This is a genomic window from Peptostreptococcus sp., from assembly GCF_036639115.1.
Lineage (GTDB): Bacteria > Bacillota > Clostridia > Peptostreptococcales > Peptostreptococcaceae > Peptostreptococcus.
On record NZ_JAVWJH010000001.1, the window covers coordinates 221,513 to 247,776 of the forward strand.

Genomic DNA, 26,264 nt, shown 5'->3' on the forward strand with positions numbered 1-26,264 from the left:
TAAAAATATATTTAAAAAGCAAGCTAGTAACTAGCTTGCTTTTTTATTATGGTTAAATTAATTAATAATATGAAATGTCTTTTTAATAAATATTTATATCTAAACTATATAAGAGATATTACTTACTTAATGATTCTGAAACATCAGTAAATATTACTCCTAGTCCATAGGCACCTGCATCAGGATATCCTATACTTCTTTCTCCAACTGTTCCAGCTCTACCCATACGAGCAGCTATTTTTTCAGTTTCTTTTGCACCTGCAACAGCAGCCTTTGTACCTTCTTTTAGTGCATCTATTACATCTATAGATGCATCCTTGCTAGCAACTTCTATTATCTTATCAGCACATGGAGCTAAAGCATCTACTAGAGTCTTGTCTCCAACAACAGCACCTCTACCGAAAGAACGTTCACCAGTTTTTTGAACTCCTTCAAGAGCGGCCTTCATCATTTGACCGAACTCTAGAGCAGTTAGTTTATTCTTTGATTTTGTATTTTTTCCTGCTGCACGGAATGCTGATCCCCATATTGGACCAGAAGCACCACCACAGTATTCCATAATTACCATTGAGCATGCACCTAAAAATTCACCAATATCATTGCTTGAATGATCAAGTATTTCATTCCATTCACGCTTTAATTGCTTGAATCCCTTTGCAATACTCATACCAAAATCTCCATCTCCTGCATGAGCATCTAACTCACAGAAAGGAACTTCATTTTTGATTATAGATTCACTCATTTTGTCAACGATAAACTTCATGTTATCAAGAGTTATTTCGTTGTTTTTAATGATTGAATATGAGCTGTTTACAGTCATTTTATGGCTTACTTCTACATTTTGTTGATCGTTAAGTTTCATGTTTACATATGGGATGCTTTCAACAGGACCACTTACCTTAAATGCTGGAGTATCACTTTCAGAGTCTATCAAATCCTTCAACTGATCATCCATCTTAAGTAAAGATACAGATGCACCAGCCATGTCTATACTTGTCATGTAATTTCCTACAAAAGTACGATATACCTTTATATTCTTTTCTGCAAGTACACTATTAACTGAGTTGTTTAATAGATATAATTCTTGTAATGGAGTTGCGCCGAAACCATTTACAAGAAGAGTAGCTTCATCTCCTGATTTTAGGTTTAATTCTTCTATTAGAGAAGTAACCATTCTTTCTGCTAGTTCATCAGCAGGGATTACTTTTTCTCTCTTTATTCCTGGTTCACCATGTATTCCTACACCGTATTCCATTTCATCATCAGCTATTTCAAATGTTGGAGTACCCTTAGCTGGTACAGTACAAGAAGTAAAAGCAAATCCTATACTTCTTACATTTGCTATAGCATTTTCAGCTGCAGATTTTACTTCAGCAAGCTTCATTCCTTTTTCAGCTGCAGCACCTGCTACCTTGTGAACAAGAACAGTACCAGCCACACCACGGCGACCTACTGTATATAAGCTATCTTTTACAGCTATATCGTCATCTACTTTTACATAGTCTACCTTTATGCCATCTTCTTCTGCTAAGTGAGCAGCGTTTTTAAAATTCATTACGTCTCCACTGTAGTTTTTGATTATTAGTAGAGTTCCTTCATCACTTGCAGTTTCTCTGATTGACTTATAAATCTGTATCTGAGAAGGTGAAGCGAATACATCTCCACACACTGCAGCGTCAAGCATTCCTTTACCTACAAACCCTGCATGTGCTGGTTCATGACCACTTCCACCGCCACTGATTAGGCTTACCTTATTTTTGTTCATTTCTTTTCTCTTTATTATTTTGTATTTCTGTAAAAATTCTAATTCTGGATGAGCCATAGCCATTCCGTTACACATTTCTATTACTACCGTTTCAGGCTTGTTAATTATCTTCTTCATATATGTTACCTCCTTGCGAGATCAAGATCTCTTTACCTAAAATAAGATTTTATTAAAATTTATAATTGGTCTTAGATATAGATATTCTATACTTTAGAATACTCAATCAAAACTCTAAGCTATAGAATAACTTTGTCTACATATCAAAATAATACTATTTATTAAATAAAAGCATATTTTAAATAAAGTCATTTCATATAGTTTTGACAATAGCCACTACATTTATACCTAAAACTTGACCAAAAGTATTTATATTAGCCCAATCCGTATTGATTGAGTTGTCAATACAGATCGGGCAATATATTCTATTGCTAAATATATACTAAATTGTTTATGAGATTCTGAGTAAATCTCTTTAAATATTATGTTTTTTTATGTGATGTTTGTTCTATGTATTAATATCTTATAAAAGACCAGCCTTATACTTCTTACCGATTTCATCAGCTGCCTTTATTGAAGCTGCAACAGATTCCACTGTTATTGGGAATGGCATTGCATGTATAGATTCTTCTGGAATACAAGCCTTTTCAGCTACTTCTATAAGTTCTTCATCTGAAACTGTATCAACACCGATATCAGCTAAACACATTGGAAGTCCAACAGAGTCACAGAAGTCTAATACTTCTATTATTTCTTCCATAGGAGCATTTTCAAGAGCTAACTGGCAAAGAGTACCAAAAGCAACTTTTTCTCCGTGGAAATATCCGTGAGACCCTTCTAATATTGTAAGACCATCATGGATTGCATGTGCAGCAGCTAATCCGCCACTTTCAAATCCTAATCCTGATAGGAATATATTAGTTTCTATTATATTTTCAAGAGCTGGAGTAACAACGTTCATGTCACTTGCCATTTTAGCCTTAAGACCATCTTCCATTAATGATTCATAACAAGCCTTAGCTAAAACAAATGCTGCATTTGTTCCTCTTGCTTCTGGGCACTTACCTTCTCTAAATCCACAAGGAAGACCTGCATTTACCTTTGTAAATGATCTAACATTTGCTCTTGCTTCAAAATAAGTAGATAAAGCATCTCCCATACCTGATACTAAGAAACGAGTAGGTGCATTAGCAACAATCTTAGTGTCAATTAGTATAACACTAGGGCTTTGCTTAAAGTATGCATAATCATCAAATGCTCCATCTGGAGTATAAAGTACTGCAGAATGGCTAGTAGGAGCATCAGTAGCTGCTATTGTTGGAACTATTATAAGGTTATCACCTTCAGCAACACACTTAGCAGTGTCTATTGCCTTACCACCACCAAGACCGATTGTACAGTCACAACCCTTAGCCTTTGCTAGCTCTTGTAGACGAGCAACTTCTTCACGTGAACACTGTCCACCGAAACCACTTTCTACAAATGTTATATTAAAATTCTTTTCAGTTGCATCCAATTGTGCTTTAACACGCTTTACATCATCTGGATGTGCTATAAGTAATGCAGACTTTCCATAAGTCTGAACAAAGTAACCTAAGTTTAGTAATTCATCTTCACCCTGAACATATTTTGTTGGGCATATTAACGCTTTTCTCATCTTTCTACCTCCGAAATTTTCGAACCAATTTTATTAACTTTTTTTGAATAATTTTTATTAACGATTAACGATTTAAGGTTGTGTTTTAAGTTGTTCAAAACATTTTCCTTGACTACATAATAGCATAGGAGAAAACGTTAAGCATTAGAGTTAGATGTCATATAATTATACTTTGGTATCGTAATTTATTTCCTAAAACGTAAAAATTGTGTATTTATTACATAAAAATTGTAAAATGTTATTGATTTTACAAAGTTTTATGTATATAATGTAGACATCATAAATAATGAGTATATCTAGTCTATGAAAAACGTTTTTTATAGAGAATAATAGGTCAAAACACTATGACTCAAGGGCTTTAAAAGAAAACGCTTTAATTAAAAGTCCAGTTTTTATATGAGTAATGAGTGAATTATTTTATGCAGTCAGGACAAAATATAACGATAAATGTAGTATTTAAATAATATAAGATTGATATAATCTTATCAGCAGTAAATATGGAGGTAATTATATGTTTCAAATAGAAGATATTTTTGGAAATGAATCTTGGGAAAAATTACAGGATGCTCTTGTAGATGTAACTAAATTAGCTATTACTATAGCCAACTATAGTGGAGAACCTGTAACAAAGCATAGTGGGTGCAGTAGTTTTTGTAATAAAGTAAGGCATAATGAAAAATTAGGTAAATTTTGTGAGAAATGCGATGCAAGGGGAGGTTTTGAGGCCATGAGGATCAATCAACCATTTATTTATAAGTGCCATTTCTCAATTGTTGATATAGCAATACCTGTAGTAGTAGATAATAAATATATAGGTGCAATAATGGCAGGTCAGGTCAGGTTACCAGAAAGTGAGGATGACTTGCTAGAGGTAATCATGTCTCCATCTGGAAGAGAAAAACTAGATGAAGAAAAACAAAAATTAATAGATGATTACAATAAATTGCCCGTGCTGTCTATTACTCAAATACAGATGGTTGCTAATATGTTGTACTTTATGTGTAATTATATGTGCAATGAAAAGCAAAAATCTATAGAAAAAGTACAAGAAATTATAAATGATATGTTGCCTAACAATATAGTAAATGCCTATAAGGTAAAGTCATCAAATGAAAGTACCTTTGATGTAACAATAGAGAAGAGTAATCAAAATTTTTATGACTTAGACGAAATAAATAAGTATACTACAGGTGAGTATACATATTATAGTGAAGTGGTAAAAAAGGTATTTCAGTTTATATTTTCCGGCAAGGTAAATTATCCAAGCCTAAAAGAAGTTGCAGATAACTGTCATGTCAGTGTTGGTTATCTAAGTAGAATTTTCTCAAAGGAAGTTGGAGAAAGTTACTCAGAATTTATATCAAAACTAAAAATTGATAGAGCAAAAAGTATGTTAGAAACCAGTGACATAAGTATATTTGAGCTTGCTGATATGCTCGCATACAAAGACACAGGATACTTCATAAAAGTGTTTAAAAAGCACATAGGGGTAACCCCAGCTGTATATAGAAATTTTATTAGAAAAAAAGAGTTAAATAAAAAGTATTGTCCAGTTCCAGTAAAATAATAAAAAGGTAAAATAAAAAAAGAGACACGAGTATACTTGTGTCTCTTTTTTCTATTAGTCATCAGAGACCGTATTTAATACATACCCTATTGTTTCTGATTTACTACATGATATTTATTTTTAAATATATCAATAAGTTTAAATATACTGATTTATACTTTATACTTATTGCAAGCTTTTACAATATTATTTTAATGCATTTTTTATATTGTTTACTTTTTTTACAATATTATCAAACTCTTCTGGTGTTACAGCCTGCTCACCATCTGAAAGAGCATTTTCTGGTGAGTTATGAACCTCTATCATTAGACCATTTGCTCCACATGCAACAGAAGCCAAAGACATTGGTTCAACAAGAGAACTAATACCTGTTGCATGACTAGGATCAACTATAACGGGTAGGTGTGTTAGTTCCTTAAGTAGAGAAACTGCCGACAAATCAAGTGTATTTCTAGTCATCGGTTCAAAGGTTCTAATACCTCTTTCACATAATATCACCTTGTTATTTCCATTAGACATAATATATTCAGCACTTAATAAAAGTTCTTTAATCGTATTGGAAAAACCTCTTTTTAATAATATAGGTTTATCTGTTTTTCCGAGCTCTTTTAGTAGTTCAAAGTTTTGCATATTTCTAGCTCCCACCTGAAGTATATCTATATCGTCAAATAAATCTAAGTGATTTATGCCAACTATTTCAGATACTATTGGGAGGCCTGTCTCTCTCTTTGCAAGTGATAAAAGCTTTATTCCATCTGCTTTTTTTCCTTGAAAGTCATAAGGTGATGTTCTGGGTTTAAAGGCTCCACCTCTTAAAATATTAGCGCCAGATTCTTTGATTGATCTTGCAATTTGAATGATTTGCTCTTCAGATTCTACAGAGCAAGGGCCAGCTATAATTGTAAGATTATCTCCGCCTATAGTTAGATCTCCTACAGATATTATAGTATCTTCAGGATGAAATCGCCTATCTGACTTGTTTATGTTATCTATCATTATTTCCTCCAAATCTTAAATTCTAATTCAATAAAACTATTTCCATATATCTACATTATGAGATTACATATTAATAAAACTATATACTAGCTATCGAGCAAGAAGATAGATTTCTATAGCCTAGTAATAGGCATATCATACCAAGATTTTATAAGTTGTATTTTGATTTTTATCAAAAATAAGCTACTTTGGATAAAGTATAGAGTTATTATATCATATTTTAAAGATTAATAAAAAAGATTATTGGATTATAAGTAGTAGTAAAAAGTATACAGAATGTATTGAAAACAAAAGCGTAGTTTTGTTTACAAAATCAATAGCTATCATATATACTAGAAAGTATATAGTTAAAGAAAGTTTGAGGTGCTTTATGTTCGGTTACGTAAGAATCAATAAAATGGATTTGACATTTAGAGAGTATGAACACTACAAGGCATATTACTGTGGATTATGTAAAAGTTTAAAAAGAGATCATACAGAAATTTCTAGATTAAGTATTAATTATGACATAACTTTTCTGGTATTGATACTAACTAGCATATATCAACCTAAGTCAGAAATATACTATGAAAGGTGTATAGTAAATCCAATCAAGAAGAAAAAGCATATGTCGAATGAGTTTACGGAATATGCGGCTGCAATGAATATACTTCTTACATATTACAAGTTGGAAGATGATGTAGAGGATAGGGGGAATTTAGGCGATAAATTGGCTAGAGGAGTATTTAATAAAAGCTTTAAAAGTGCCTATGAAAAATACCCTCAAAAGGCCGAAGCTATAAAATCTCACTTAGAAGAACTTTCAAAGCTTGAAAGAAAAAATTCTAATAATATAGATAAAACTTCTAATACATTTGGGGAGTTGATGAAGGATATATTTATATATAGAGAAGATGAGTATTCTGTAAGATTAGGAGAACTTGGCTTTAATATAGGCAAATACATATACATAATGGATGCGTATGAAGATCTAGATAAAGACCTTGAGACAGGAGAGTATAATCCTTTTAAAGAATGTAAAGACGATAGGGAATTTCTCAAAAAAAGAGTAGATAGACTGATAATGATGTGTCTTTCTAGATTAGAAAATGCAATAGTATCTCTGGACATAAAAGTAAATAATGGTATTATCAATAATATTATTTATTCAGGGGTGTATTTGAGGTATAAGGGAGTCATGAATAAGAATACTAATGAAAAAAATATGAAATAATAAGGGGTGATTAATTGGGTATTAATGTTCAGGAAACTGAGAACAAAATGGAAAATATGCCTATAAACAAACTGATCATGAACGTATCAGCTCCGATAATGATTTCTATGTTGGTACAATCTCTATACAATTTAGTAGATAGTATATTTGTATCACAAATTAGTGAAGGAGCAATAACAGCTGTTGCCTTGGCCTTGCCTTTGCAACAGTTTATGATGGCAGTTGGCTTAGGAACTGCAGTAGGTGTCAACTCATATTTATCGAGAAGTTTGGGAGCAAAGGATTATGATGAAGCCAATAAAGCAGCAAACAATGGTATAGTATTAGCTTTTTTAAGTTTTATAGTGTTTTTCTTTGTGGGGGCATTTTTCTCGAAAACTATCATAGGTCTACAGACTACTGATGCGGAAATAATAGCTAGAGGCCCTATATATCAACAAATATGTTGTATGGGATCTTTGGGTATTTTTATGCACCTTATGTTTGAAAGAATATTACAATCTACTGGAAAGACTATGTACACAATGGTGGCACAGTGTATTGGTGCTGTTTTAAATATAATATTAGATCCAATATTGATATTTGGATGGTTTGGAATGCCAGAGATGGGTCTTGCAGGTGCTGCAGTTGCAACAGTTATATCTCAATGGGTAGGAGCCATGAGTGTTATATATTTCTGCCTAAAGTACAATAAAGAAGTTAAAATATCTCCTAAGTTTATGAAGTTAGAAAAGAAAATAGTAAAAAAAATATATGAAGTAGGAATTCCATCAATAGTAATGGTCTCTATAGCATCTGTAACAGTATTTTGTTACAATCGAATATTATCAAAATTTTCCACTACGGCAATTGCACTTTTAGGAATATATTTTAGGTTACAAGGATTTATATATATGCCAATATTTGGATTAAACAATGGTATGGTCGCGATAGTAGCATACAATTATGGAGCTAAGAAAACAGACAGGATGAAAGAGTGTATCTTCACTGGATTAAAGTATGGAACAGTTGTGATGGTCATAGGCACAATTATAATGCAGGTATTTCCGAGACCACTTTTAATGATGTTTAGTGCATCAGAAAATATGATGTCTATGGGAGTAGTATGTTTCAGGGTATTCAGTCTTTCATTTATATTAGCTGGAGTAAGTATTATATGTTCAGGTGTATTTCAGGCGGTTGGAAATGGAGTATTATCAATGGTGATCTCTATTACTAGACAGCTATTTATACTGATACCTTTGGCTTACATATTCTCTTTGTCAGGAAATATTGATATGGTCTGGTGGAGTATGCCAATTGCAGAGGCTTTGGCAGTAGTTCTAAGTATATATTATCTTAGAAAATTGCTTATGAATGTCGATAAAATTGAAGAACAAAATAAGGCCATATAAAAGCTAGATATTTTAGAAGCTATAAATTGGGATGTATGAATTGAAATTATAGAAATTATAAACACAAAGATATCTATCTTTAGTAGGAAAGCGTATTATTAAATCAAATTTAATAATAAAGTATATTTTAAAATCAAAAATGAGTTAAAAGTAAAAAATATATAAAAATATGACTATAAAAAAAGAACCGATAATTATCGGTTCTTTTTTTATGTTTTAGACTAAATTATTCTGTCAAAACCTTTTCATATTGGTCAGTAAATTTTAACGTAATGTTGACATATTATTAAAATAAAGATCAATATCCAGTTCCAGCTATTCTATAGCCTTTATTATCACCTAACTTTACCACGGTTACAATAGGAGAGTCTTGACCATTTAAAGTAGATATTTCCCTTTTGAATTTTACATCTATGTCGGTTATATAGCTTTCCATATGATCAGCAGGAGTAACCATTTCTAGGGAATCCACACCTATATCTGATTTTTTGATGTCACCGATTAATAGATAGTCTATGTTATCTTTGTACTCATCCACTTCTTGAACTATCTGCTGACTCACCTTTCCACTAACAGCAGAGAGCTTTGGCAACCATAATTTGTTGGCATTATTATCTCCAGAATCTAGCATAGTATAGTATTTTTTTATTAAATCCACACTAGATAATTTCGATAATTCCTGGGAGTTTTCATCATTTTTCATTACAGAAGAAATCCAATTTGAATAACTTTTATTTGTTAGCTCCATAAGATTTTTACCATCTAATCTTGTGATATCTTGTGGATATGAAATACTATACATGAATTTACCAATTAATTTATCATCGACTCTAATAGCTACAACTGCTGCAGGATCATTAATCTTATCATATGATTTCTTTTCATTATTATAATTAAAACTAGAAAAATCTGCTTTACTAACATAATATTTTTCTAGGGTAACCTTTTGATTTTTATATTTTTCTAGTCCATCTTTACTATCATTTTCTGTTTTTATGAGGTCATTAACATATGCCCAGAATAAATTATATCGATCTCCATATGTATCTTCTTTAAATTCCTTAGGAAGCTTTACCTCCACATTTTCTCCTCGAAAACTTATTTTTAACTTATTTTGTTTAGCCATTTTATAAATATCGCTAGAAAAATTTGTATTTATATCATCTTGGTCTATTAGATTTTCAAAATATGCTATGGCATCTCTTGACAGTGCCACGGAATTCTTGTCTATAATAACTATGGATTCAGTGCTATCTAATAAAAATGGAATATCAACTTTTTCACCATCTGAACTTTTAAGAGTAATAAGTGGTTCAAATTTTTTGGGTGTGATTTTTTTACTACCATTGTATATAGGATATCCTTGATATTTTTTAAGTTTCTCTTTATTAGGAAGCATATCTCCCTCTTCTATTTTTTTAAGATCAGAATTTAGCTTATTAATTTCTTCATTATATTTTTTATCACTTTCAACCTTGTGTGTATAGTTTAAATAATATAGAATTTGATTGATAACGTATGGATCATTAATTTTCAACTCCTTACCCCAGAGTATATAATCTGATATAGGTTTTGAATTTGTATTGTTGGAGCTTCCATTCGAGCCACCAACGGAAGCGTATCCTTGGTAGTCTATTTTGATAGATTTAACATCTTTTAATCCAAATGTTTTGGAAAGGCTGATTGTATCTCTAGTAAGTTTTGAATCATCTTTAAAGTTCACAGTTTCTATTTTTGAATTAGAAGTCTTGCCATTAGATTGTCCTGTTTTTAGGTTACAAGCAGACAATATTATACAAATTGATAGAAACAATGAAAAAAAACGAAATTTTTTGCGTAAATTCATATTATTACACCTCCGAGTATATATTTTTATAAAGACTTTTAAGCTTATGAATAAAACTTAATTATATAAAATGATTAGTACGCTTAAGAAAAAGTAATAAAAAATTTAATAAAGCAAACACTGCTTTTTTAAATATATTCATTATTGAAATTTAAAAATTCTAACTATTAAGATATAATTTATTATACCATTTATAAGATTTAATATCATCTTTAAATAAAAAAATAAAGAACAAAACTTTTTTTAAAAGTTTGTCCCCTATTTATTATAAGCAGTTATTCAGTTATACCTTCAAGCATCTTTGATTCACTATATGGATAAAGTTTTTTAAATTTACCCAGTACAAAATATCTATAGCCATCTTCATCACGGTAGCAAGTCATAAGAGAAACTATAGCTTTTCCATCGCCCTCATTAATCAAGCCATCATTTATAAGATCAACTCTTGAATCATCTACCTTCAAAGTCTTATAAGTTTCATATTCATAGATGTTTTTTTTGTTTGTAAGCTTTATAATGTCACCATTTTTGATATTGAAAAGTCCACCAAATAAAATTTTTTCATTTTTATGATAGTGTCCTGCAAGAGCATAATTACCAAGGCCCATTTTTTGATTTGCTTTCATAGTACATGCACCATACATAAGACTGTTGTTTTCTAGTCCGTCAAATATAGCAATATTTTTGTTTATAGATGGAATAACCAATTGTCCTACAAGCATGCTCATATCAGCCTTATCTCTGTTTAGAATTACTCCATTTACATCCATAGGTTCAATTTTTGATTGATCATATGATTTTTCACCACTGTCTGCATTTTTCTCTAGCTGTTGAGTTGGAATTTCTTCAACATTAACGGATTCATTGTTTCTTTTTAGAAGTAGTGAAGAAATAGCTGGTAAGGAAAAAATCAAAATACCAGCTAATATAAGTACAATAGCCAACTTTTTTTTCATATATTTTAGGCAGAATACTTATAAATAAATATTAGCCATATCCTCCTTTTTAATTATCATTTTAACTATCAATTTTATTATACCATTAGTCATTGAGAATTGACTATCAAATATTTTGGGAAAATATACTTTAAATAATGAATTGCTTTTATAATACTGGAAAATAATTTATGATTATTGAATTTTTGGATGCTTCTGTAAAACTATCAATAAAAAATAGAGCATGATTTGAATATTTTCGCTTTGATTATAAATTGATTAGATTTTAAATATATGTGACATATATTTATGTAATTATACTGAATGAAGCAACATAACTTTGCTTTTTTATAAATAAAAGATATGTATAGGATGTATTTTCTTGAAATTTTAATGGATAAAAGAAACTGTTAATAAGAATTTTTAATGTTAAGTAAAATAATATTAGTTAATTATAATTAATTAAATAAAGTAATTCCTTTGATTAAAAATACATTTAGCTTATAATAGCAGCTTTAAATAGGTAAATCAGATATAAACATCAAATATAATTCTATAATAATATATTTTAAAAATTCTAATTTTATGGTATTATGTTAGTAGGTAGAAGTATACATAGTTGGTGCTTTATCTGTATTTATATTTGAGCTTGTAACAAGGAAATTATATCATTGATGCTATAGAATAAGGCTCTCAAAATATTGATAAAACATTTACTAGTATCAATTTTATCATTAACACTAAATGATAAACTAAGGATTTATGATAGATTATTTTATTTGTTTTGGAAGGAGATGTAAGAAATGAAACACAAGAAAATTTTAAGTTTATTGGCGGCACTTGCCATTGCGATACCTATGACGATCCCAATGAATATGACAAGCTCAGTATTTGCGGAAAGCGTTGAGTTTGTAAAACAGGATGAGGAAAACTCTGGAAATGGAGTAAAAGGTGCGGTATATGATTTTTATGAGATAAAAAAAGATGGAACATCGAGTAGTAAGATTTTTACAGCCACTACTAATGAAAACGGGAAGTTGGACTCTAATACTGTAGTCGTAAAAAATAATAATTATTCAAAAAGTGTTGTTGATACAGATGGAAATCTGAATCTTCCAGCAGGATCATATTATTTAGTTGAGACAAAGGCTCCAGCTAATTTCATGATTAATACATCAACAGAGTCATTTACTGTTACTGAGGGTGGAATGTGGAGTATAAATACTTCTGATAGAAAGTTCCCAACAGGAAATGGACAATTAATCATTAGATCATCAGACAAGAGGACTGGATCAGCAGTACCAAATGTAAAAATACAGCTTTTAAAAAAAATAAATGGAAAATACACTAATATAGCAATTTTCTCAGCAGATAATGATGGGTATATGATGACTGACGATAATATTGAGATGTACAATGGAACAGTCGTACTTCCAGCTGGAGAATATATGGTTAAGGAAAATGAGGTTAGTGGAAACTATAAAAAAATAACAAAAGATTATTTTGTTAAAGTTCAAAAGGGAACAACATATAGAGTCGACTTTGTACATGGTGTAAAGGGAACAGGATCAGGAAGTGGTGGAACTCAAACTCCAGGTGTCGGTGATAACGATAACTCAACAATTAAAGATAAAAATACAGGCGTTAAAATAAGGGTAATAAATAAAAATACATCTAAACCAATCTCTAAAAGAGGTATCGCGGTATACTTAATTGGTTCAGATAAGCAGGTTTATAATGGTAAAACCAATAGTGACGGATATCTTAGTCCAAACGATGCAACAGTAGGTAAGGATATAACAGAAAGTGATATACTTTATTTAGCACCAGGGAAATATTACTATAAATTAAGTGAATACTCTGCAGCTAAACATCATGAATTTACAGTGGAAAAAGGTAAGATAGGAGATCAAGTGTTAAAGTTAGATATAAACTCAGATGGTTCTCTTGGAAAATCTTCTGTAGGGACTAAAGGTTCTGGCAGTAATGTAAAGAAGGGAACTGGAATTAGTAGTCCTTCATCATCATCTTCAAAGTTAGCTAAGACTGGATTTGTAAATACAAAGGTGTATGCTTTTGCAGGTATTGCTCTTGTATGTGCAGGTATAGCTATCGCAGCTAAGAAGAAAAAAGACAAGAAGTAATTAAATGAATTGACATTGTATAAATTAAAATTTGAAAGATATAAAAATACGGCATCTAACTAGGTGTCGTATTTTATTTAGATTAAAATTTTATTTGCTGCAAAACTATAAATATTTATTGAAAGTATTTAGGGAAATATATAAAAAATATTGTAGAAAATCTATAAAAATGGTTGGAGAAAATATATAAGGTTATAAAAAATATATTTCCATTTATTTTAATCTATATTTGAAGTTGTATTCTAAATTGTTCGCCTTTTTATTTTGTAAATATGTAAAACAATTTCTTGTTAATAAAAAATAGTATTATACATATGAAAATAAAAGTATTAAATAATAGTAGAATGAGTATTCAAAATATTTAGATAAAAAGGGTAAAAAAACGGTTTTTTTGCCCTTTTTTGCCCCTATTAAAAAAAAATAAAATAAATCCTAGTAAATTAGTCGAGATTAATTGATTTTTTTGGGTAATCATAGTAATATAGTCTTGTATAAAAATTAAATTAAAACAAATTTATAATATAAATGAAAGGGATGTGAATTTAGTGAGCGATATTTTATTAGAAATAAAAGACCTTAGCGTAAAGGTAGGGGAAAAAGATATATTAAAAAATGTAAACCTTGTAATAAGAAAAGGGGAGACTCACGTAATAATGGGACCAAATGGTTCTGGTAAGTCTACACTTGTAAATACAATAATGAGCAATCCAAAGTATAAAATAACATCAGGAAAGATAATATTTGAAGGAGAAGACGTAACAGCTCTTGCGGCTGATGAAAGAGCCAAAAGAGGTATCTTTATGTCATTCCAGTCTCCAATAGAAGTACCAGGTATAAGTGTTGAAAACTTTATAAGAACTGCAAAGTCTTCAGTTGATGGAAAGCCAGTATCTGTACTTAGATTTAATATGGATCTATCAAAGAGAATGAATGAGCTTCAGATGAAGCCAGAATATGCTGCTAGATATATGAACTACGGCTTCTCTGGTGGTGAAAAGAAAAAGACTGAAATACTTCAGATGCAGGTTCTTAATCCAAAGCTAGCTATGCTAGATGAAACAGATTCAGGTCTAGATGTAGACGCTGTTAGAGTTGTTTCAGAAGGAATTAAAAACTATAAGAGTGATCAAAATGCTGTACTTATAATCACTCACCATAAGGAAATAATAAGTAATGTCGTACCAGAGTTCGTTCATGTTATTATAGACGGCAAGATTGTGAAAGAAGGAGATGCATCTTTAATAAACAGAATCGAAGAAGAAGGTTATGGTTGGATTAGAGATGAGGTGAATTCATCTAATGGAAACTAAAGATTTAAAAAAGAGAACACAGATTGAGGAACAAGATCGTGGTGTTTATGATATAAAAAATGAATTTAAGTATAAGTCTAAGACAGAAAAGGGACTTACTGAAGAAATTGTTACTCAAATAAGTAAAGAAAAAGATGAGCCAGATTGGATGTTAGAAATTAGACTTGCTTCTCTAAAGAAGTTCTATGAACTATCAAACCCTACTTGGGGTCCAAATCTTGATGAAGTAAATATAGATGATATTACAACATATATTAGACCAGATGCTGAACTAGTTGAAGACTGGAAAGATGTTCCAGAGGACATCAAAAATACATTTGACATGCTAGGTATACCAGAGGCTGAAAGAGAGAAAAATCTATCAGGTGTTGGTGCTCAGTATGATTCAGAAGTTGTATATCATAATATACAGCAAAACCTACTAGACCAAGGTGTAATATATACAGACTTTGAGAGTGCTGTAAGATTATACCCAGAGATAGTGAAAGAGTATTTTATGAAATGTATATCAAATGCAGATCATAAGTATGCTGCACTTCACTATGCAGTATGGTCAGGTGGTTCATTTGTTTATGTTCCAAAGGGAGTCAATGTGGATGTTCCACTACAGTCTTACTTTAGACTAAATGCTCCAGGAGCAGGTCAGTTTGAACATACATTAATAATCGTAGAAGAAGGGGCATATTGCCACTTTATAGAAGGCTGTTCAGCTCCAAAGTACAATGTAGTCAATGTCCATGCAGGAGCAGTTGAGCTATTTGTCAAGGAAGGTGCAACTCTTAGATACTCTACAATAGAAAACTGGTCAAGAAATATGTACAACCTAAACACTAAGAGATGTATAGTAGAAAAAGATGGAAGTATAGAGTGGGTATCAGGATCATTTGGTTCAAAGGTATCTTGCCTATATCCAATGAGCATACTAAAAGGAGAAAATGCAAGATCTGAATTTACAGGAATTACGTTTGCAGGTGCAGGCCAGTATCTAGATACAGGTACAAAGGTTGTTCATGCGGCTCCTAACACATCATCAACAGTAAACTCTAAGTCTATATCAAAGGGTGATGGTGTGGCTATTTACAGAGGACTTGTGAAGGTTACAAAGGATGCTGTAGGATCTAAGTCAACAGTAAGTTGTGAATCATTGATGCTAGATCAGGAATCTAGATCAGATACTATACCAGTAATTGATATAGCAACACAGGACGTAGATCTAGGGCATGAAGCAAAGATTGGTAGAATAGATGATGAAGTGATATTCTATCTAATGAGTAGAGGTATCAGTGAGGCTGAAGCAAAATCAATGGTAGTTAGAGGGTTTGCAGAACCAATAGCTAAGGAATTACCACTAGAATATGCAGTAGAAATGAATAACTTAATAAATCTAGAACTTGAAGGTACAATAGGTTAGGAGGATCAAGATGATAGCAAATACATTACCACTTATTACTTGGAGATGGCTAAAGGTAAATGAATCCCTAATCGAATTACCTGAAGTAAAAGACCAAGTAAGTGAAATAATAGCAAAAGAAAATGATAAGGTATCTACTTTATTTGATATAAACGATGTGGAAGAGGGTTATTCTTCTAGACACACAATAATAAATGTAAAGGCAATGAAAAACTCAACAGTAGATCTATATTATGTAGCGAGATGCCATGAAGAAAAGTCAGCTCTTACAGACATTAATGTAGATGTAGAAGAGGGAGCAGTTGTAAACTTTATTCAGGTAGAGGCTGGAGCGAAGCGTTCAGTAACTAACTATAGAGCTAATCTTAATGGATACAAGGCACAAACTAATGTAGAATCAGTATATTTTGTAGATAATGACAATAACTTGGATATATTCTACCACGTTAACCATATTGGAAAAGAAACTGATTCAAATATACTAGTCAATGGAGCTTTGAAGGATAAGGCTAGAAAAACATTTAAGGGTACGATAGACTTTAAGAGAGGTTCTTCAAAGTCTACTGGAAGTGAAGAAGAATTTGCAACACTTTTAGATGAAGATGTAAGAGCAATTGCAGTGCCAGTACTTTTATGTCAGGAAGATGATGTAGAAGGTATTCATGCAGCAAGTGCTGGTAAGATAGATCAAGACAAGCTATTTTACATAATGAGTAGAGGTCTAGATGAAAATGAAGCTAAGAAGATGATAGTTGAAACTAAATTAGCCCCTACAATACATAAGCTTCCAGATAGTGAACTTAGTAAGGAAGTTTGGGACGATATAGAAAAGAGAATATAAGTTGATAATTTTACGAATTTCTAAGGCTTCTGGTCTTAGAAATTTGTACTAATTAAAAGTATTATATATCAAAAAGATTATATAGTACTTGGAATATTATATGTGAGGTGTAAAAAATGAACAAGGACACAATAATGGAAATAAGAAAAGAATTCCCTTATCTTGATGAAGAAAAGATAGGAAGAAAGATAATTTATTTTGATAATGGTGCAACTTCTCAAAAACCTCAGTGCGTAATAGATTCACTGGCTAACTACTATAGCTACCAGTGTGCTAATCCACATAGAGGAGCACACTATCTAGGAATGTTATCTACTGATCTGTATGAAGGTGCAAGAGAAAAAGTAAGAAAGTTTATGAATGCCAAATCAGTAAATGAAATAATATTCGTAAGAAATACTACAGAAGCTCTAAATCTTATAGCTTATTCATATGCAATAGAAAAGCTAAAAGAAGGAGATGAAATAGTTTTATCAATATATGAACACCATAGTAATCTTGTTACTTGGCAGTATGTTGCTGAAAAGACAGGTGCTGTATTGAGATATGTATATCTTGATGATAAAAATGAACTAGATATGAAACAGTACAAGGAAATTTTAAATGAAAAGACTAAGTTAGTAGCACTAGCAGGAGCGTCAAATACTGTTGGTGGAGTAATGGATGTTAAGGAAGTGACAAGACTAGCTCATGAAGTAGGTGCAGTGGTATCTATTGATGCAGCACAGTTATCACCTCATGTAAGAATGGATGTTCAGGATTGGAACGTTGACTTTATATCTTTCTCAGGACATAAGATGTATGCTCCAATGGGAATAGGTGTACTATATGGAAAGAAAGAACTTCTTGACTCTATGGTTCCATTTATGTACGGTGGAGATATGATAGAATATGTTTATGAGCAAACAACTACATTTGCACCAGCACCAGCAAAATTCGAAGCAGGTACTCAAAATGTCGGCGGTGCAATAGCTTTAGGTGCAGCCATAGACTTTATGGAAAGAGTAGGAATAGAAAATATTCATGAACACGAATTAGAATTAACAGACTATGCATACAAGAAGATGAGTGAGTTGGATTTTGTTGAGATATACTCTACTCCAAGCTATGTTAGATCACCATTGATAGATTTTAATGTGAAGGATATACATTCACATGATGTATCTACTGTACTTGATAGCTTCAACATTGCTATTAGAACAGGTCATCATTGTGCAATGCCTCTACATAGCTTTATACATCAAAACTCTACTTGTAGAGCTAGTTTTGCAATATATAATACATTTGAAGAAATTGACTTTTTTGTTGAAAAGTTAAAGGAAGTTAGAAAGGTGATGGGATATGGATCTTAAGAGTTTATATACAGATATGTTACTTCAGGAAAGTAACAATAAGTCTAATAGAAGAGAATTAGATGATCCAACATTCAAAGAGTTAGGACATAATCCAAGCTGTGGAGATGAAATTACACTTGAGATTGAAATGGATGGAGATATAATCAAAGATGCAAGTTATGTAGGAGAAGGCTGTGCTATATCAAGAGCCTCTGCATCTATGATGATTGACCTTATTAAAGGTAAGGATATACATGAAGCTAAAAAGCTAACTGAGAAGTTTATAGGTATGATTAAAAAAGAAGTCGATGTAGATGATAGCCTAATAGATGAACTAGGTGATGCAGTAGTCTTAGAAAATGTATCAAATATGCCTGCCAGAGTAAAATGTGCAGTGCTTGCTTGGCATACACTATCTAATATTATAGACGGCAACTTTGAAGGAAAATAATTATATCTTGATTATCAACTACTAATATTATAAAATAATAAACTGAAAATTTATTGTTTTTTGTTTTATGAAGTATAATTAGTAATTCGATAAGAAATATTTAGAAAAAATAGTAAAGAAAGCGGACATCAATTGTTTATATGGATGCCCGCTTTTCTATATTGTGGATTTTTTTTAGAAATTAGGGTATAATATACTTGAGATATTGTATGATGGAGGGGTTTATTATTTCTAAGAGGTGGTATTATGGTTTATAAAAAAGACAAAAGATTACTAGAATTTGATGAAGAAATAGATTCTGTTGACAAAAAAATAGAAGAAAATAATGATGAAGAGATAACTTATGATAGAAATGATTTAGAGCTACTTGATGAAGATAACGAAGACGGTGACTTGGAATTATTTGATGAAGCTAGCGAAGATGATGACTTAGATTTATTTACTGAGGATGAGAAGGATGATTTAGATTTAGACTCAGTAGATGAGAATAGTGATGAAGATGCTGGATTTGAGCTAGATGATTCAGGTATGATACCTATGCTAGAAGAGTTAAAGGCTCTAGGTAAGGATGAAGAAGATGAAGGAAAGTTTCTTGATGGCGAAGAGATATTTTTAGAAGAAAAACCTGCTTTGAATATAGCTTATGAAGACGAAGATTATGAAGTCACAAGAGAACTTGAGAAAATATCAGATGATAACAATGATGAACTATTAGAAGATGATGATGTTTTGATGGAAGATTTTAAAAGAAGTGAGATAATAGAAAAAGATAAGCTTGATGAAAAAAAGCTAGATGATTATGAGAGTATGTATGATTTTAATTATCTAGATCAGTTAGATGACAGCTCAGATATTGATAAACAAACAATTTTTGCTGAAGATGATTTTTTGACGGATACATCAGATGTCAAAGTTAAATTTTATGACGATGCAAATAGAAGTGACAGCACAAATCTTTTAGAAGCGTTGGACAAAATTGCTGATAAGTCTGAGTTATTAGATGAGTTAGAAAGATTGGCTGACAATACAGAGGTATTAGATGTAGTAGAAGAAGGAATGGATGATTTTCAGGACTATCTAAAGACAATGAAAAGAATAGCTGATTCTCTAGAAAGAATAGCTGATTCTCTGGAAAAAGAAGATAAGTAAATATTAAATATATAGAAAAAGTAGGAATGTATCTTCCTACTTTTTTATTATTCTATTTCTTATTTTTTGATTATAATATTTGATAAATAGCGTGAAAATATAATCGTAAAGAAAAAATCCAGCTATAAATAGTAATATATAAATTCCAAAGGCAAAATTATTAGGAAGTATTAGCTTGTAGTTTATAAAAACACTAGAAACGTAATACAACAAAAGTGATACGATGGCTGTATACAATAATTTAAAAAGCAATTGGATTGGTATTTTTTTAATGTATTTTTCTATTAGAGCCTTTACAAGTGGATAGGCTGAAAATAAAAAGAGATAACTTAAAAAATGTATTTTATTTGAAATTATAAAAAAACTCAAAAAAATTGATGACAGAGTATATATAGACGCATATCTTAAACCGAGCTCAATTACAATGATTGATGAAAATAATGATGCGATTGCTAGCAGAGAAATTGTATTTGTAGGTATAATATTGATTAAAACAAATACTAATGAATTAAAGGCAAGTACGACTCCAGAAAATGAAATCGCCCTTGCCTTGTTATTTAGCAACATGGAATAAGATCTCCACCCATACATTCGCAGCATGAGTCACAGCACCATAGTGTACAACAAGTGTTGCAGCAGTCACCACAGCAACAGCAACCACCATTATCTAGGTTATTTCTGCTTCTATTGTAATAATCTGCTCTATCATTATATCCGTTTCTATATTCTATGTAATTATTAAAAGCTCTTTCATACTCTTGGTTTTCAGGATCCATAAACTTAGCTCTTTTGATGAAGTCTTCTCCTTCTTCATAGTAACCAAGATTCATAGCTGATACACCTCTTAGGAAGTACCATTCTGCACCTCTATAGTCAAAACTATTTAGGTTATCATAACATCCTTTAAAGTTGCCCTTACTAAATAAATCTCTTGCGTAAGAATAGTCTGCATAGCTCATATTATCACTCCTTTAAACGTAATTATATGCATTTTATATAATATAGAAATTAATAGACCTTATTTGTATAAGATGTATTAAAGACTATATTAAAATTAAAAATTTATGTTTGTTTAATGTATAGATATATTATATTGTTTTTTATTTTATTTGCAACAATCTTCTATATGGTTGACCTTTGAAGAAAGCTGATATATAACATCTTTTCTTTCAACAACGACTTTTGCATTTTCTCTTAGGAAAGGATCACTATTCATGTAGGAAAGAAGCTCTCTTGTAGGATTAATTGCAACCGGATTTCCAACTCTTTTAAGCATTGAAATATCACCGTTTGTATCTCCATAGGCAAATGATTTTGTCATGTCTATGTCATATTTCTTGATAAAAATGTCCATGGCCATATCTTTGCTGTCAGAATCCCACATAGGGATTACTTCTCCTGTCATTTTTCCGTCTTCTACAATATACATACTACCCATATTATCATCTACATCATATTTTTCTGCCATTCTCTGAACTAAATAATCGGGTGATCCAGATATAAAAATTACTTTATGACCTTGTTCTTTGTGCCACTTAATTCTAGAGCGAGTATATTTATAGACTCTATCAGCCTTTAGTTTAATAACCTGTCTACTAGCAAAATCTATATCAGATTTTTTGAGACCTATAATTGCGCCTACATATTGATCTGAGATTTCATACATATAATCATCATAGTTTCCCTGTCTTTTATCCCAGTTATTATATGTAGTTTGAAGGTGTTCTGACCATTCTCTTTCATCAATTAATTCATATTTAATTAACTTTCTAAAATGTTCTATTAATAATGAATCTCTATAAAGAGTTCCATCAATATCAAAAAATGCTGCTGTATTGTTCATATTTCACCGCCTTTTGTAATATTAGATTCATTATATCAGAAAAAAGAGTCATATTCATTAACTTTAAGTAAAAAAATAAGATAATTAACCTAAATTAATACGGATTTATATATTTACGTGACAAGATATGAAACTATGGTATAATAATATGTTGAGAAAATAAATTCCAATTAATAGTTGGTTTAAATTAAGGAGGGTATATGAATTTTAAAAAATCTTTTTGTACTAATACTAGATTAATGGGTACTATGATGCTTTTAATAGAGTGGGTAATAGACAATAAGATAATTTCACATATTTTTATGTTAGACGCGGAAGGTCTTGGAATATCAGACTTTTATAGAATGGAAGATGCATCTGAGCACGAAAGAGAAAGCTTTTATAGACAGAAATATGGCGGTTTAGGTGGTGTCAATATTTCTATGAATGAAGAAGAAGCTTGTTTTTTGGTGTATGAATATATGAACAAAAATATAAGATATGAAAAGTCGCTTCCAGATAGTTTTAGTGAAGACATTAAAAATAAATATAGTGAGTTATACAATAAGTTGAATATTTTACAAGATGACCAAGATAATGAAGAACTTGAATCAGATCTAGAGTACAAAAACAAGAATATAGATAAAAAACATTCAGATGAAGATAAAGAATCTTCTGGCAGAATTTTATATAGAGATATAAAAAAGACTGTTTTTAAAAAGATATGCAAGAGGGTAGAAACAGATAACGAATTTGTAAACTATATGATTATGAGGTTGGTAGCTAGGGATAGAGAGTCTTTGCTGTATTATTCTGGCAATGAAGATGTTGCAGATTTACACATTACCAACATTAATGGAGCTCTATTATATAATGAAATAGAAAAAAAGAAAGATGATAAGTTTGTTTGCAATTGTGTGTATGAAGATAGTGATGGCTATTATGAGGCAAAGGTAGTAGTCATGATTGATAAAGAGATTGATGACGATGAAGAAGATATAATACACGAAAATGAAAAAATGAAATACTCTCTTAGGTCTTTTATGATAATGCATACAAATGCTATATATGATTTTGAGGTATTTGATATTATATCTAAGGAAGAAACAATAGATATCTATAATATAAAGGATACATCAAAAGAAAATAAAGAGATAATTGAAAATAAAATATATAATGCATACCCAGCAATTCAAGGTATTCAATTTGATTGTGGAAGCTTATATATACAGTATTACTTTGATAATACTCATTTGGATAGTGATATATACGTTATAAACAATGATATAATGTTTATAATATACCTAAATAAGGATAGATTATTTCTTGCGACTTACAATGAAAGGTCGAGGGAATTAATAGAAGAGTCTTTATCAAATGAGTTAAATAAACTAGTAGATAAAGAAAATATATATAAATTTGAACAAAATGTTTTGTTTGATTTTGTTGAATCTGGAAATGACGATTTCTACGATTTTATCGATTAAAACTAGCCTTTGTGTTTAATTAAACAAGACAAGACTAGTTATATATGAAGGTAAGATTATCGCAATATTTGATATGAAAATAAAGAATGTTCTTGTTTAGTGATTTAAAATAAGATTATATAGTCAGCATACAGTTCAAACTGTATGCTGTTTTTATTGTAGATAAAATTGAGAGAAAAAATACTTATTGCTGTTAAAATATTATCATCAATTTTTTTATTTAAAAGTTTTTTGAGATCTTTCTTCAAAAAGTAGGTACATACAAGATAAAGTATTCTAAAATAATAGAAAATTGAGAAAATTAATATATTGATAAACTGTGTAAAAATATAACAAAATAAACAATGTGTTGACATAAAATCATGAGAATGGTATAACTATGGTATGGATGCGTATTTATTAACGGCGTATCATTTGGAAACGTTTTAAAATAAATTTATGTTTTTTATTAAATACTTAGGAGGTAGTATTATGAAGAAATTAATGACAGGCGATGAAGCCATCGCTAGAGGTGTATTTGAGTCCGGCGTAAGATTTGCCGCAGCATACCCAGGTACTCCGAGTACTGAAATTTTAGAAAATCTATCAAATTACGACAGAAAATACTTATTTGCAGAATGGGCTCCTAACGAGAAGGTTGCCTTAGAATCTGCTATTGGTGCAAGTGTTGCAGGTGCAAGATCTTTTGCATCTATGAAGCACGTTGGTTTAAACGTTGCAGCTGACCCATTTTTTACAGCAGCTTATTCTGGTGTAAGTGGTGGTCTTGTAATTGTGTCTGCAGATGAGCCAGGACAGTTCTCTTCACAGAATGAACAGGATAATAGACACTTAGCAAGAGCAGCTTTTGTTCCTATGTTTGAACCTTCTGATAGTGAAGACTGTAAGCTTATGGTAAAAGAAGCATATGAATTAAGTGAAAAACATGATACTCCAATAATGTTAAGAATGACTACTCGTGTCTGTCATTCAAAGGGACTTGTTGAGATTGAAGATAGACAGGAAGTCGCTATTAAAAAGTGGAAAAAAGAACCACAAAAATATGTAATGGTACCTGCAAACGCAAAGGTAAGAAAACAACATGTATTTAAGAGAATGGACGATCTATATGAGTACTCAAATAATTGTAAGTGGAACTTTACAGAGTACAATGATACAAAGATAGGCGTAGTAGCGTCTGGAGATTGTTACCTATATGCTAAGGAAGTATTTGGTGACAATGCGTCTTATCTTAAGGTAGGATTTTCTAATCCACTACCAGACAAATTGTTTAAAGAATTTGCTGAAAAGGTAGATAAGATATACGTAATAGAAGAAAATGATCCAATAATGGAAGAACATATAAAGGCACTAGGAATTGCATGTCATGGTAAGGATATATTCCCAAGATATGGTGAAATGATTCCAGAAGTAATTAGAAAGTCAGTTTATGGTAAGGATGTAGAAATATTTGAAGAAGCTAAGGAAGTAATGATAAATCGTGCACCTACTTTCTGTGCAGGATGTCCACATAGAGGATTCTTCTATACTTTAGGTAAGAGAAAAAATGTTATGATTTCTGGAGATATAGGATGTTATACTCTAGGATACGGAGCTCCTTATAATGCAATGGATATGACTCTATGTATGGGTGCGAGTGTAAGTATGGGTCATGGTGCAGCACAGGTATTTGGAATGGATGATGATCAGGACGTAAGAGTTGTATCAATAATTGGTGATTCAACATTCTTCCATTCAGGAATAACTTCTTTAATAGATGCAGTATATAACAACAGTAGTGCTGTTACTTGTATATTAGATAATAGAATCACTGGTATGACTGGTCAGCAGCAAAATCCTGGTACTGGATTTACAGCTCAAGGAGATGCAACTAGTGAAATAGATATAGAAACACTTGTTAGAGCTATCGGTGTTAAAAATATTAAGAGAGTAAACCCTAATAACTTAGATGAAGTGAATGCTGCATTTGACTGGGCTTTAGCTCTTAATGAACCATCAGTAATACTTACTTGGTGGCCATGTGCTCTTAAGGTACAGTCTGAAGAAGACAAGCAAAACTTCCCAGGATCATTCCAGGATAGATATGAAGTAGATGAAGAAAAATGTATAGGATGTAAGAAGTGTACAAAGACTGGATGTCCAGCAATATCATTTAAGACTGAAATCAAGAAATCTTCAATAGACATCAACAAGTGTGTAGGCTGTAGTGTATGTGCACAGGTATGTCCTGTAGGTGCAATAGGAAAGGTGGTAAAATAATATGACTAAAAATGTATTATTAACTGGAATAGGTGGTCAGGGAACAATAACTGCGAGTAAACTATTGACAATTGGACTAATGAGCGCAGGATATGACGTTAAGATGAGTGAAGTTCACGGAATGAGCCAGAGAGAAGGTCAGGTTCTTACTCACTTAAGATATGGAGATAAGGTTTATTCACCAGTTGTTCCACTAGGTGAAGCTGATATAATAATGGGATTTGAAGAACTAGAAGTTCTTAGAAATATAGATTATTTAAAGCCAAACGGCGTAGTAGTACTGAATACAGTAAGATTTAACCCTATAGGAGTTCTTAGTGGTAAGGATAAATATCCAGATAACACTGTTGAACTTATAAAGGAAAAGGCAGGAACACTTCATGCTTTTGATGCAACTGCAGAGGCAGAAAAGCTAGGAAACCCTAAAGTTATGAATATAATTTTACTAGGTACTATAGTAAAGAGTATGAAGCTAGAAGATATCAACTGGGACAAGATAATAGAAGAAAATGTTAAGCCTAAATTTATTGATGTAAATAAGAAGGCTTTTAGAGTTGGTATGGGATTAGTATAATAATATAACTCCTTAAGTAATTAAATAATATTATGCTAGCTATATGGAAAATCGTGTGTGCTAGTCTTCACAGATAGAGGTACGGGCGAAGATTTGTATAGCTAGCTATTAT

General features: G+C 31.2%; 21 protein-coding genes. 14 read left to right on the forward strand and 7 right to left on the reverse strand.

Features of this window, described 5'->3' with window-relative positions; translation table 11 throughout:
* Window positions 1-118: 118 nt before the first annotated feature.
* Together dhaK and RR561_RS00855 are read right to left on the reverse strand one after the other, a co-directional pair.
* The gene (dhaK, locus tag RR561_RS00850; RefSeq protein ID WP_332505542.1) at window positions 119-1,882 is read right to left on the reverse strand and encodes a dihydroxyacetone kinase subunit DhaK; all 1,764 of its coding nucleotides are present in this window, start codon (window positions 1,880-1,882) and stop codon (window positions 119-121) included.
* A 403-nt stretch (window positions 1,883-2,285) separates the two neighbouring features.
* Window positions 2,286-3,419, reverse strand: a complete 1,134-nt coding sequence (locus RR561_RS00855; protein ID WP_332505543.1) for a glycerol dehydrogenase — start codon at window positions 3,417-3,419, stop codon at window positions 2,286-2,288.
* 511 nt (window positions 3,420-3,930) lie between these two features.
* On the opposite strand from RR561_RS00855, the gene RR561_RS00860 reads away from it, so the two are divergent.
* Window positions 3,931-4,986, forward strand: a complete 1,056-nt coding sequence (locus tag RR561_RS00860; RefSeq protein WP_332505544.1) for a PocR ligand-binding domain-containing protein — start codon at window positions 3,931-3,933, stop codon at window positions 4,984-4,986.
* 186 nt (window positions 4,987-5,172) lie between these two features.
* Here the strand turns inward: RR561_RS00860 and aroF are convergent, their stop codons facing one another.
* The gene (gene aroF / locus RR561_RS00865; RefSeq protein ID WP_332505545.1) at window positions 5,173-5,982 is read right to left on the reverse strand and encodes a 3-deoxy-7-phosphoheptulonate synthase; all 810 of its coding nucleotides are present in this window, start codon (window positions 5,980-5,982) and stop codon (window positions 5,173-5,175) included.
* A gap of 370 nt (window positions 5,983-6,352) precedes the next feature.
* On the opposite strand from aroF, the gene RR561_RS00870 reads away from it, so the two are divergent.
* Window positions 6,353-7,195 carry a DUF5685 family protein gene (locus RR561_RS00870; protein WP_332505546.1) on the forward strand — a complete coding sequence of 281 codons (843 nt, stop codon included), beginning with the start codon at window positions 6,353-6,355 and terminating at the stop codon, window positions 7,193-7,195.
* A gap of 14 nt (window positions 7,196-7,209) precedes the next feature.
* Window positions 7,210-8,589, forward strand: a complete 1,380-nt coding sequence (locus tag RR561_RS00875) for an MATE family efflux transporter (RefSeq protein WP_332505547.1) — start codon at window positions 7,210-7,212, stop codon at window positions 8,587-8,589.
* 298 nt (window positions 8,590-8,887) lie between these two features.
* Here the strand turns inward: RR561_RS00875 and RR561_RS00880 are convergent, their stop codons facing one another.
* Both RR561_RS00880 and RR561_RS00885 read right to left on the reverse strand, forming a co-directional pair.
* Window positions 8,888-10,435 (reverse strand): hypothetical protein, encoded by a 1,548-nt coding sequence (locus RR561_RS00880; RefSeq protein WP_332505548.1) that lies wholly within the window; start codon window positions 10,433-10,435, stop codon window positions 8,888-8,890.
* 275 nt (window positions 10,436-10,710) lie between these two features.
* Window positions 10,711-11,391: a class A sortase gene (locus RR561_RS00885; RefSeq protein ID WP_332505549.1), complete on the reverse strand. Its 681-nt coding sequence runs from the start codon at window positions 11,389-11,391 to the stop codon at window positions 10,711-10,713.
* Between the two features lie 782 nt (window positions 11,392-12,173).
* On the opposite strand from RR561_RS00885, the gene RR561_RS00890 reads away from it, so the two are divergent.
* The 8 genes from RR561_RS00890 (at window position 12,174) to RR561_RS00925 (ending at window position 20,584) form a co-directional block, all read left to right on the forward strand.
* A complete protein-coding gene (locus RR561_RS00890; protein WP_332505550.1) occupies window positions 12,174-13,514 on the forward strand; it encodes a prealbumin-like fold domain-containing protein in 1,341 nt (446 codons plus the stop codon).
* 545 nt (window positions 13,515-14,059) lie between these two features.
* The gene (gene sufC / locus RR561_RS00895) at window positions 14,060-14,824 is read left to right on the forward strand and encodes a Fe-S cluster assembly ATPase SufC (protein WP_332505551.1); all 765 of its coding nucleotides are present in this window, start codon (window positions 14,060-14,062) and stop codon (window positions 14,822-14,824) included.
* Window positions 14,814-16,235, forward strand: coding sequence for a Fe-S cluster assembly protein SufB (gene sufB / locus RR561_RS00900; RefSeq protein ID WP_332505552.1), 1,422 nt, complete (start codon window positions 14,814-14,816; stop codon window positions 16,233-16,235). The genes sufC and sufB overlap by 11 nt, the downstream gene beginning before the upstream one ends.
* Before the next feature lie 10 nt (window positions 16,236-16,245).
* Complete coding sequence (locus RR561_RS00905; protein WP_332505553.1) at window positions 16,246-17,076, forward strand: SufB/SufD family protein; 831 nt, start codon at window positions 16,246-16,248, stop codon at window positions 17,074-17,076.
* A gap of 116 nt (window positions 17,077-17,192) precedes the next feature.
* Window positions 17,193-18,428 (forward strand): aminotransferase class V-fold PLP-dependent enzyme, encoded by a 1,236-nt coding sequence (locus RR561_RS00910; RefSeq protein WP_332505554.1) that lies wholly within the window; start codon window positions 17,193-17,195, stop codon window positions 18,426-18,428.
* On the forward strand, window positions 18,418-18,861 hold the full coding sequence (sufU, locus tag RR561_RS00915) for a Fe-S cluster assembly sulfur transfer protein SufU (RefSeq protein ID WP_332505555.1): 444 nt from the start codon (window positions 18,418-18,420) through the stop codon (window positions 18,859-18,861). The genes RR561_RS00910 and sufU overlap by 11 nt, the downstream gene beginning before the upstream one ends.
* Window positions 18,862-19,107: 246 nt before the next feature.
* Window positions 19,108-20,010, forward strand: a complete 903-nt coding sequence (locus RR561_RS00920; protein ID WP_332505556.1) for a hypothetical protein — start codon at window positions 19,108-19,110, stop codon at window positions 20,008-20,010.
* Window positions 20,011-20,434: 424 nt separating this feature from the next.
* On the forward strand, window positions 20,435-20,584 hold the full coding sequence (locus RR561_RS00925) for a hypothetical protein (RefSeq protein ID WP_332505557.1): 150 nt from the start codon (window positions 20,435-20,437) through the stop codon (window positions 20,582-20,584).
* Here the strand turns inward: RR561_RS00925 and RR561_RS00930 are convergent.
* Window positions 20,568-20,969: a hypothetical protein gene (locus tag RR561_RS00930; RefSeq protein WP_332505558.1), complete on the reverse strand. Its 402-nt coding sequence runs from the start codon at window positions 20,967-20,969 to the stop codon at window positions 20,568-20,570. The two genes, RR561_RS00925 and RR561_RS00930, sit on opposite strands and share 17 nt — an antisense overlap.
* A gap of 146 nt (window positions 20,970-21,115) precedes the next feature.
* On the reverse strand, window positions 21,116-21,853 hold the full coding sequence (locus tag RR561_RS00935) for an HAD family hydrolase (protein ID WP_332505559.1): 738 nt from the start codon (window positions 21,851-21,853) through the stop codon (window positions 21,116-21,118).
* 200 nt (window positions 21,854-22,053) lie between these two features.
* On the opposite strand from RR561_RS00935, the gene RR561_RS00940 reads away from it, so the two are divergent.
* From RR561_RS00940 to RR561_RS00950, 3 genes are all read left to right on the forward strand, one after another.
* Window positions 22,054-23,319 carry a hypothetical protein gene (locus tag RR561_RS00940; RefSeq protein ID WP_332505560.1) on the forward strand — a complete coding sequence of 422 codons (1,266 nt, stop codon included), beginning with the start codon at window positions 22,054-22,056 and terminating at the stop codon, window positions 23,317-23,319.
* A gap of 471 nt (window positions 23,320-23,790) precedes the next feature.
* Window positions 23,791-25,578 (forward strand): indolepyruvate ferredoxin oxidoreductase subunit alpha, encoded by a 1,788-nt coding sequence (iorA, locus tag RR561_RS00945; protein ID WP_332505561.1) that lies wholly within the window; start codon window positions 23,791-23,793, stop codon window positions 25,576-25,578.
* 1 nt (window position 25,579) lies between these two features.
* Complete coding sequence (locus RR561_RS00950; RefSeq protein ID WP_332505562.1) at window positions 25,580-26,152, forward strand: indolepyruvate oxidoreductase subunit beta; 573 nt, start codon at window positions 25,580-25,582, stop codon at window positions 26,150-26,152.
* The last annotated feature ends 112 nt before the right edge of the window (window positions 26,153-26,264 follow it).

Bases quoted from the DNA above. Each gene is read 5' to 3' on its own strand.
- sufU (WP_332505555.1), top strand. From the start codon at position 18,418: ATGGATCTTAAGAGTTTATATACAGATATGTTACTTCAGGAAAGTAAC.
- RR561_RS00860 (WP_332505544.1), top strand. From the start codon at position 3,931: ATGTTTCAAATAGAAGATATTTTTGGAAATGAATCTTGGGAAAAATTA.
- aroF (WP_332505545.1), bottom strand. From the start codon at position 5,982: ATGATAGATAACATAAACAAGTCAGATAGGCGATTTCATCCTGAAGAT.
- RR561_RS00950 (WP_332505562.1), top strand. From the start codon at position 25,580: ATGACTAAAAATGTATTATTAACTGGAATAGGTGGTCAGGGAACAATA.
- RR561_RS00905 (WP_332505553.1), top strand. From the start codon at position 16,246: ATGATAGCAAATACATTACCACTTATTACTTGGAGATGGCTAAAGGTA.
- RR561_RS00870 (WP_332505546.1), top strand. From the start codon at position 6,353: ATGTTCGGTTACGTAAGAATCAATAAAATGGATTTGACATTTAGAGAG.
- RR561_RS00910 (WP_332505554.1), top strand. From the start codon at position 17,193: ATGAACAAGGACACAATAATGGAAATAAGAAAAGAATTCCCTTATCTT.
- RR561_RS00885 (WP_332505549.1), bottom strand. From the start codon at position 11,391: ATGAAAAAAAAGTTGGCTATTGTACTTATATTAGCTGGTATTTTGATT.
- RR561_RS00925 (WP_332505557.1), top strand. From the start codon at position 20,435: ATGATTGATGAAAATAATGATGCGATTGCTAGCAGAGAAATTGTATTT.
- iorA (WP_332505561.1), top strand. From the start codon at position 23,791: ATGAAGAAATTAATGACAGGCGATGAAGCCATCGCTAGAGGTGTATTT.
- sufB (WP_332505552.1), top strand. From the start codon at position 14,814: ATGGAAACTAAAGATTTAAAAAAGAGAACACAGATTGAGGAACAAGAT.
- RR561_RS00890 (WP_332505550.1), top strand. From the start codon at position 12,174: ATGAAACACAAGAAAATTTTAAGTTTATTGGCGGCACTTGCCATTGCG.
- RR561_RS00930 (WP_332505558.1), bottom strand. From the start codon at position 20,969: ATGAGCTATGCAGACTATTCTTACGCAAGAGATTTATTTAGTAAGGGC.
- RR561_RS00940 (WP_332505560.1), top strand. From the start codon at position 22,054: ATGAATTTTAAAAAATCTTTTTGTACTAATACTAGATTAATGGGTACT.
- RR561_RS00935 (WP_332505559.1), bottom strand. From the start codon at position 21,853: ATGAACAATACAGCAGCATTTTTTGATATTGATGGAACTCTTTATAGA.
- RR561_RS00855 (WP_332505543.1), bottom strand. From the start codon at position 3,419: ATGAGAAAAGCGTTAATATGCCCAACAAAATATGTTCAGGGTGAAGAT.
- RR561_RS00920 (WP_332505556.1), top strand. From the start codon at position 19,108: ATGGTTTATAAAAAAGACAAAAGATTACTAGAATTTGATGAAGAAATA.
- RR561_RS00880 (WP_332505548.1), bottom strand. From the start codon at position 10,435: ATGAATTTACGCAAAAAATTTCGTTTTTTTTCATTGTTTCTATCAATT.
- dhaK (WP_332505542.1), bottom strand. From the start codon at position 1,882: ATGAAGAAGATAATTAACAAGCCTGAAACGGTAGTAATAGAAATGTGT.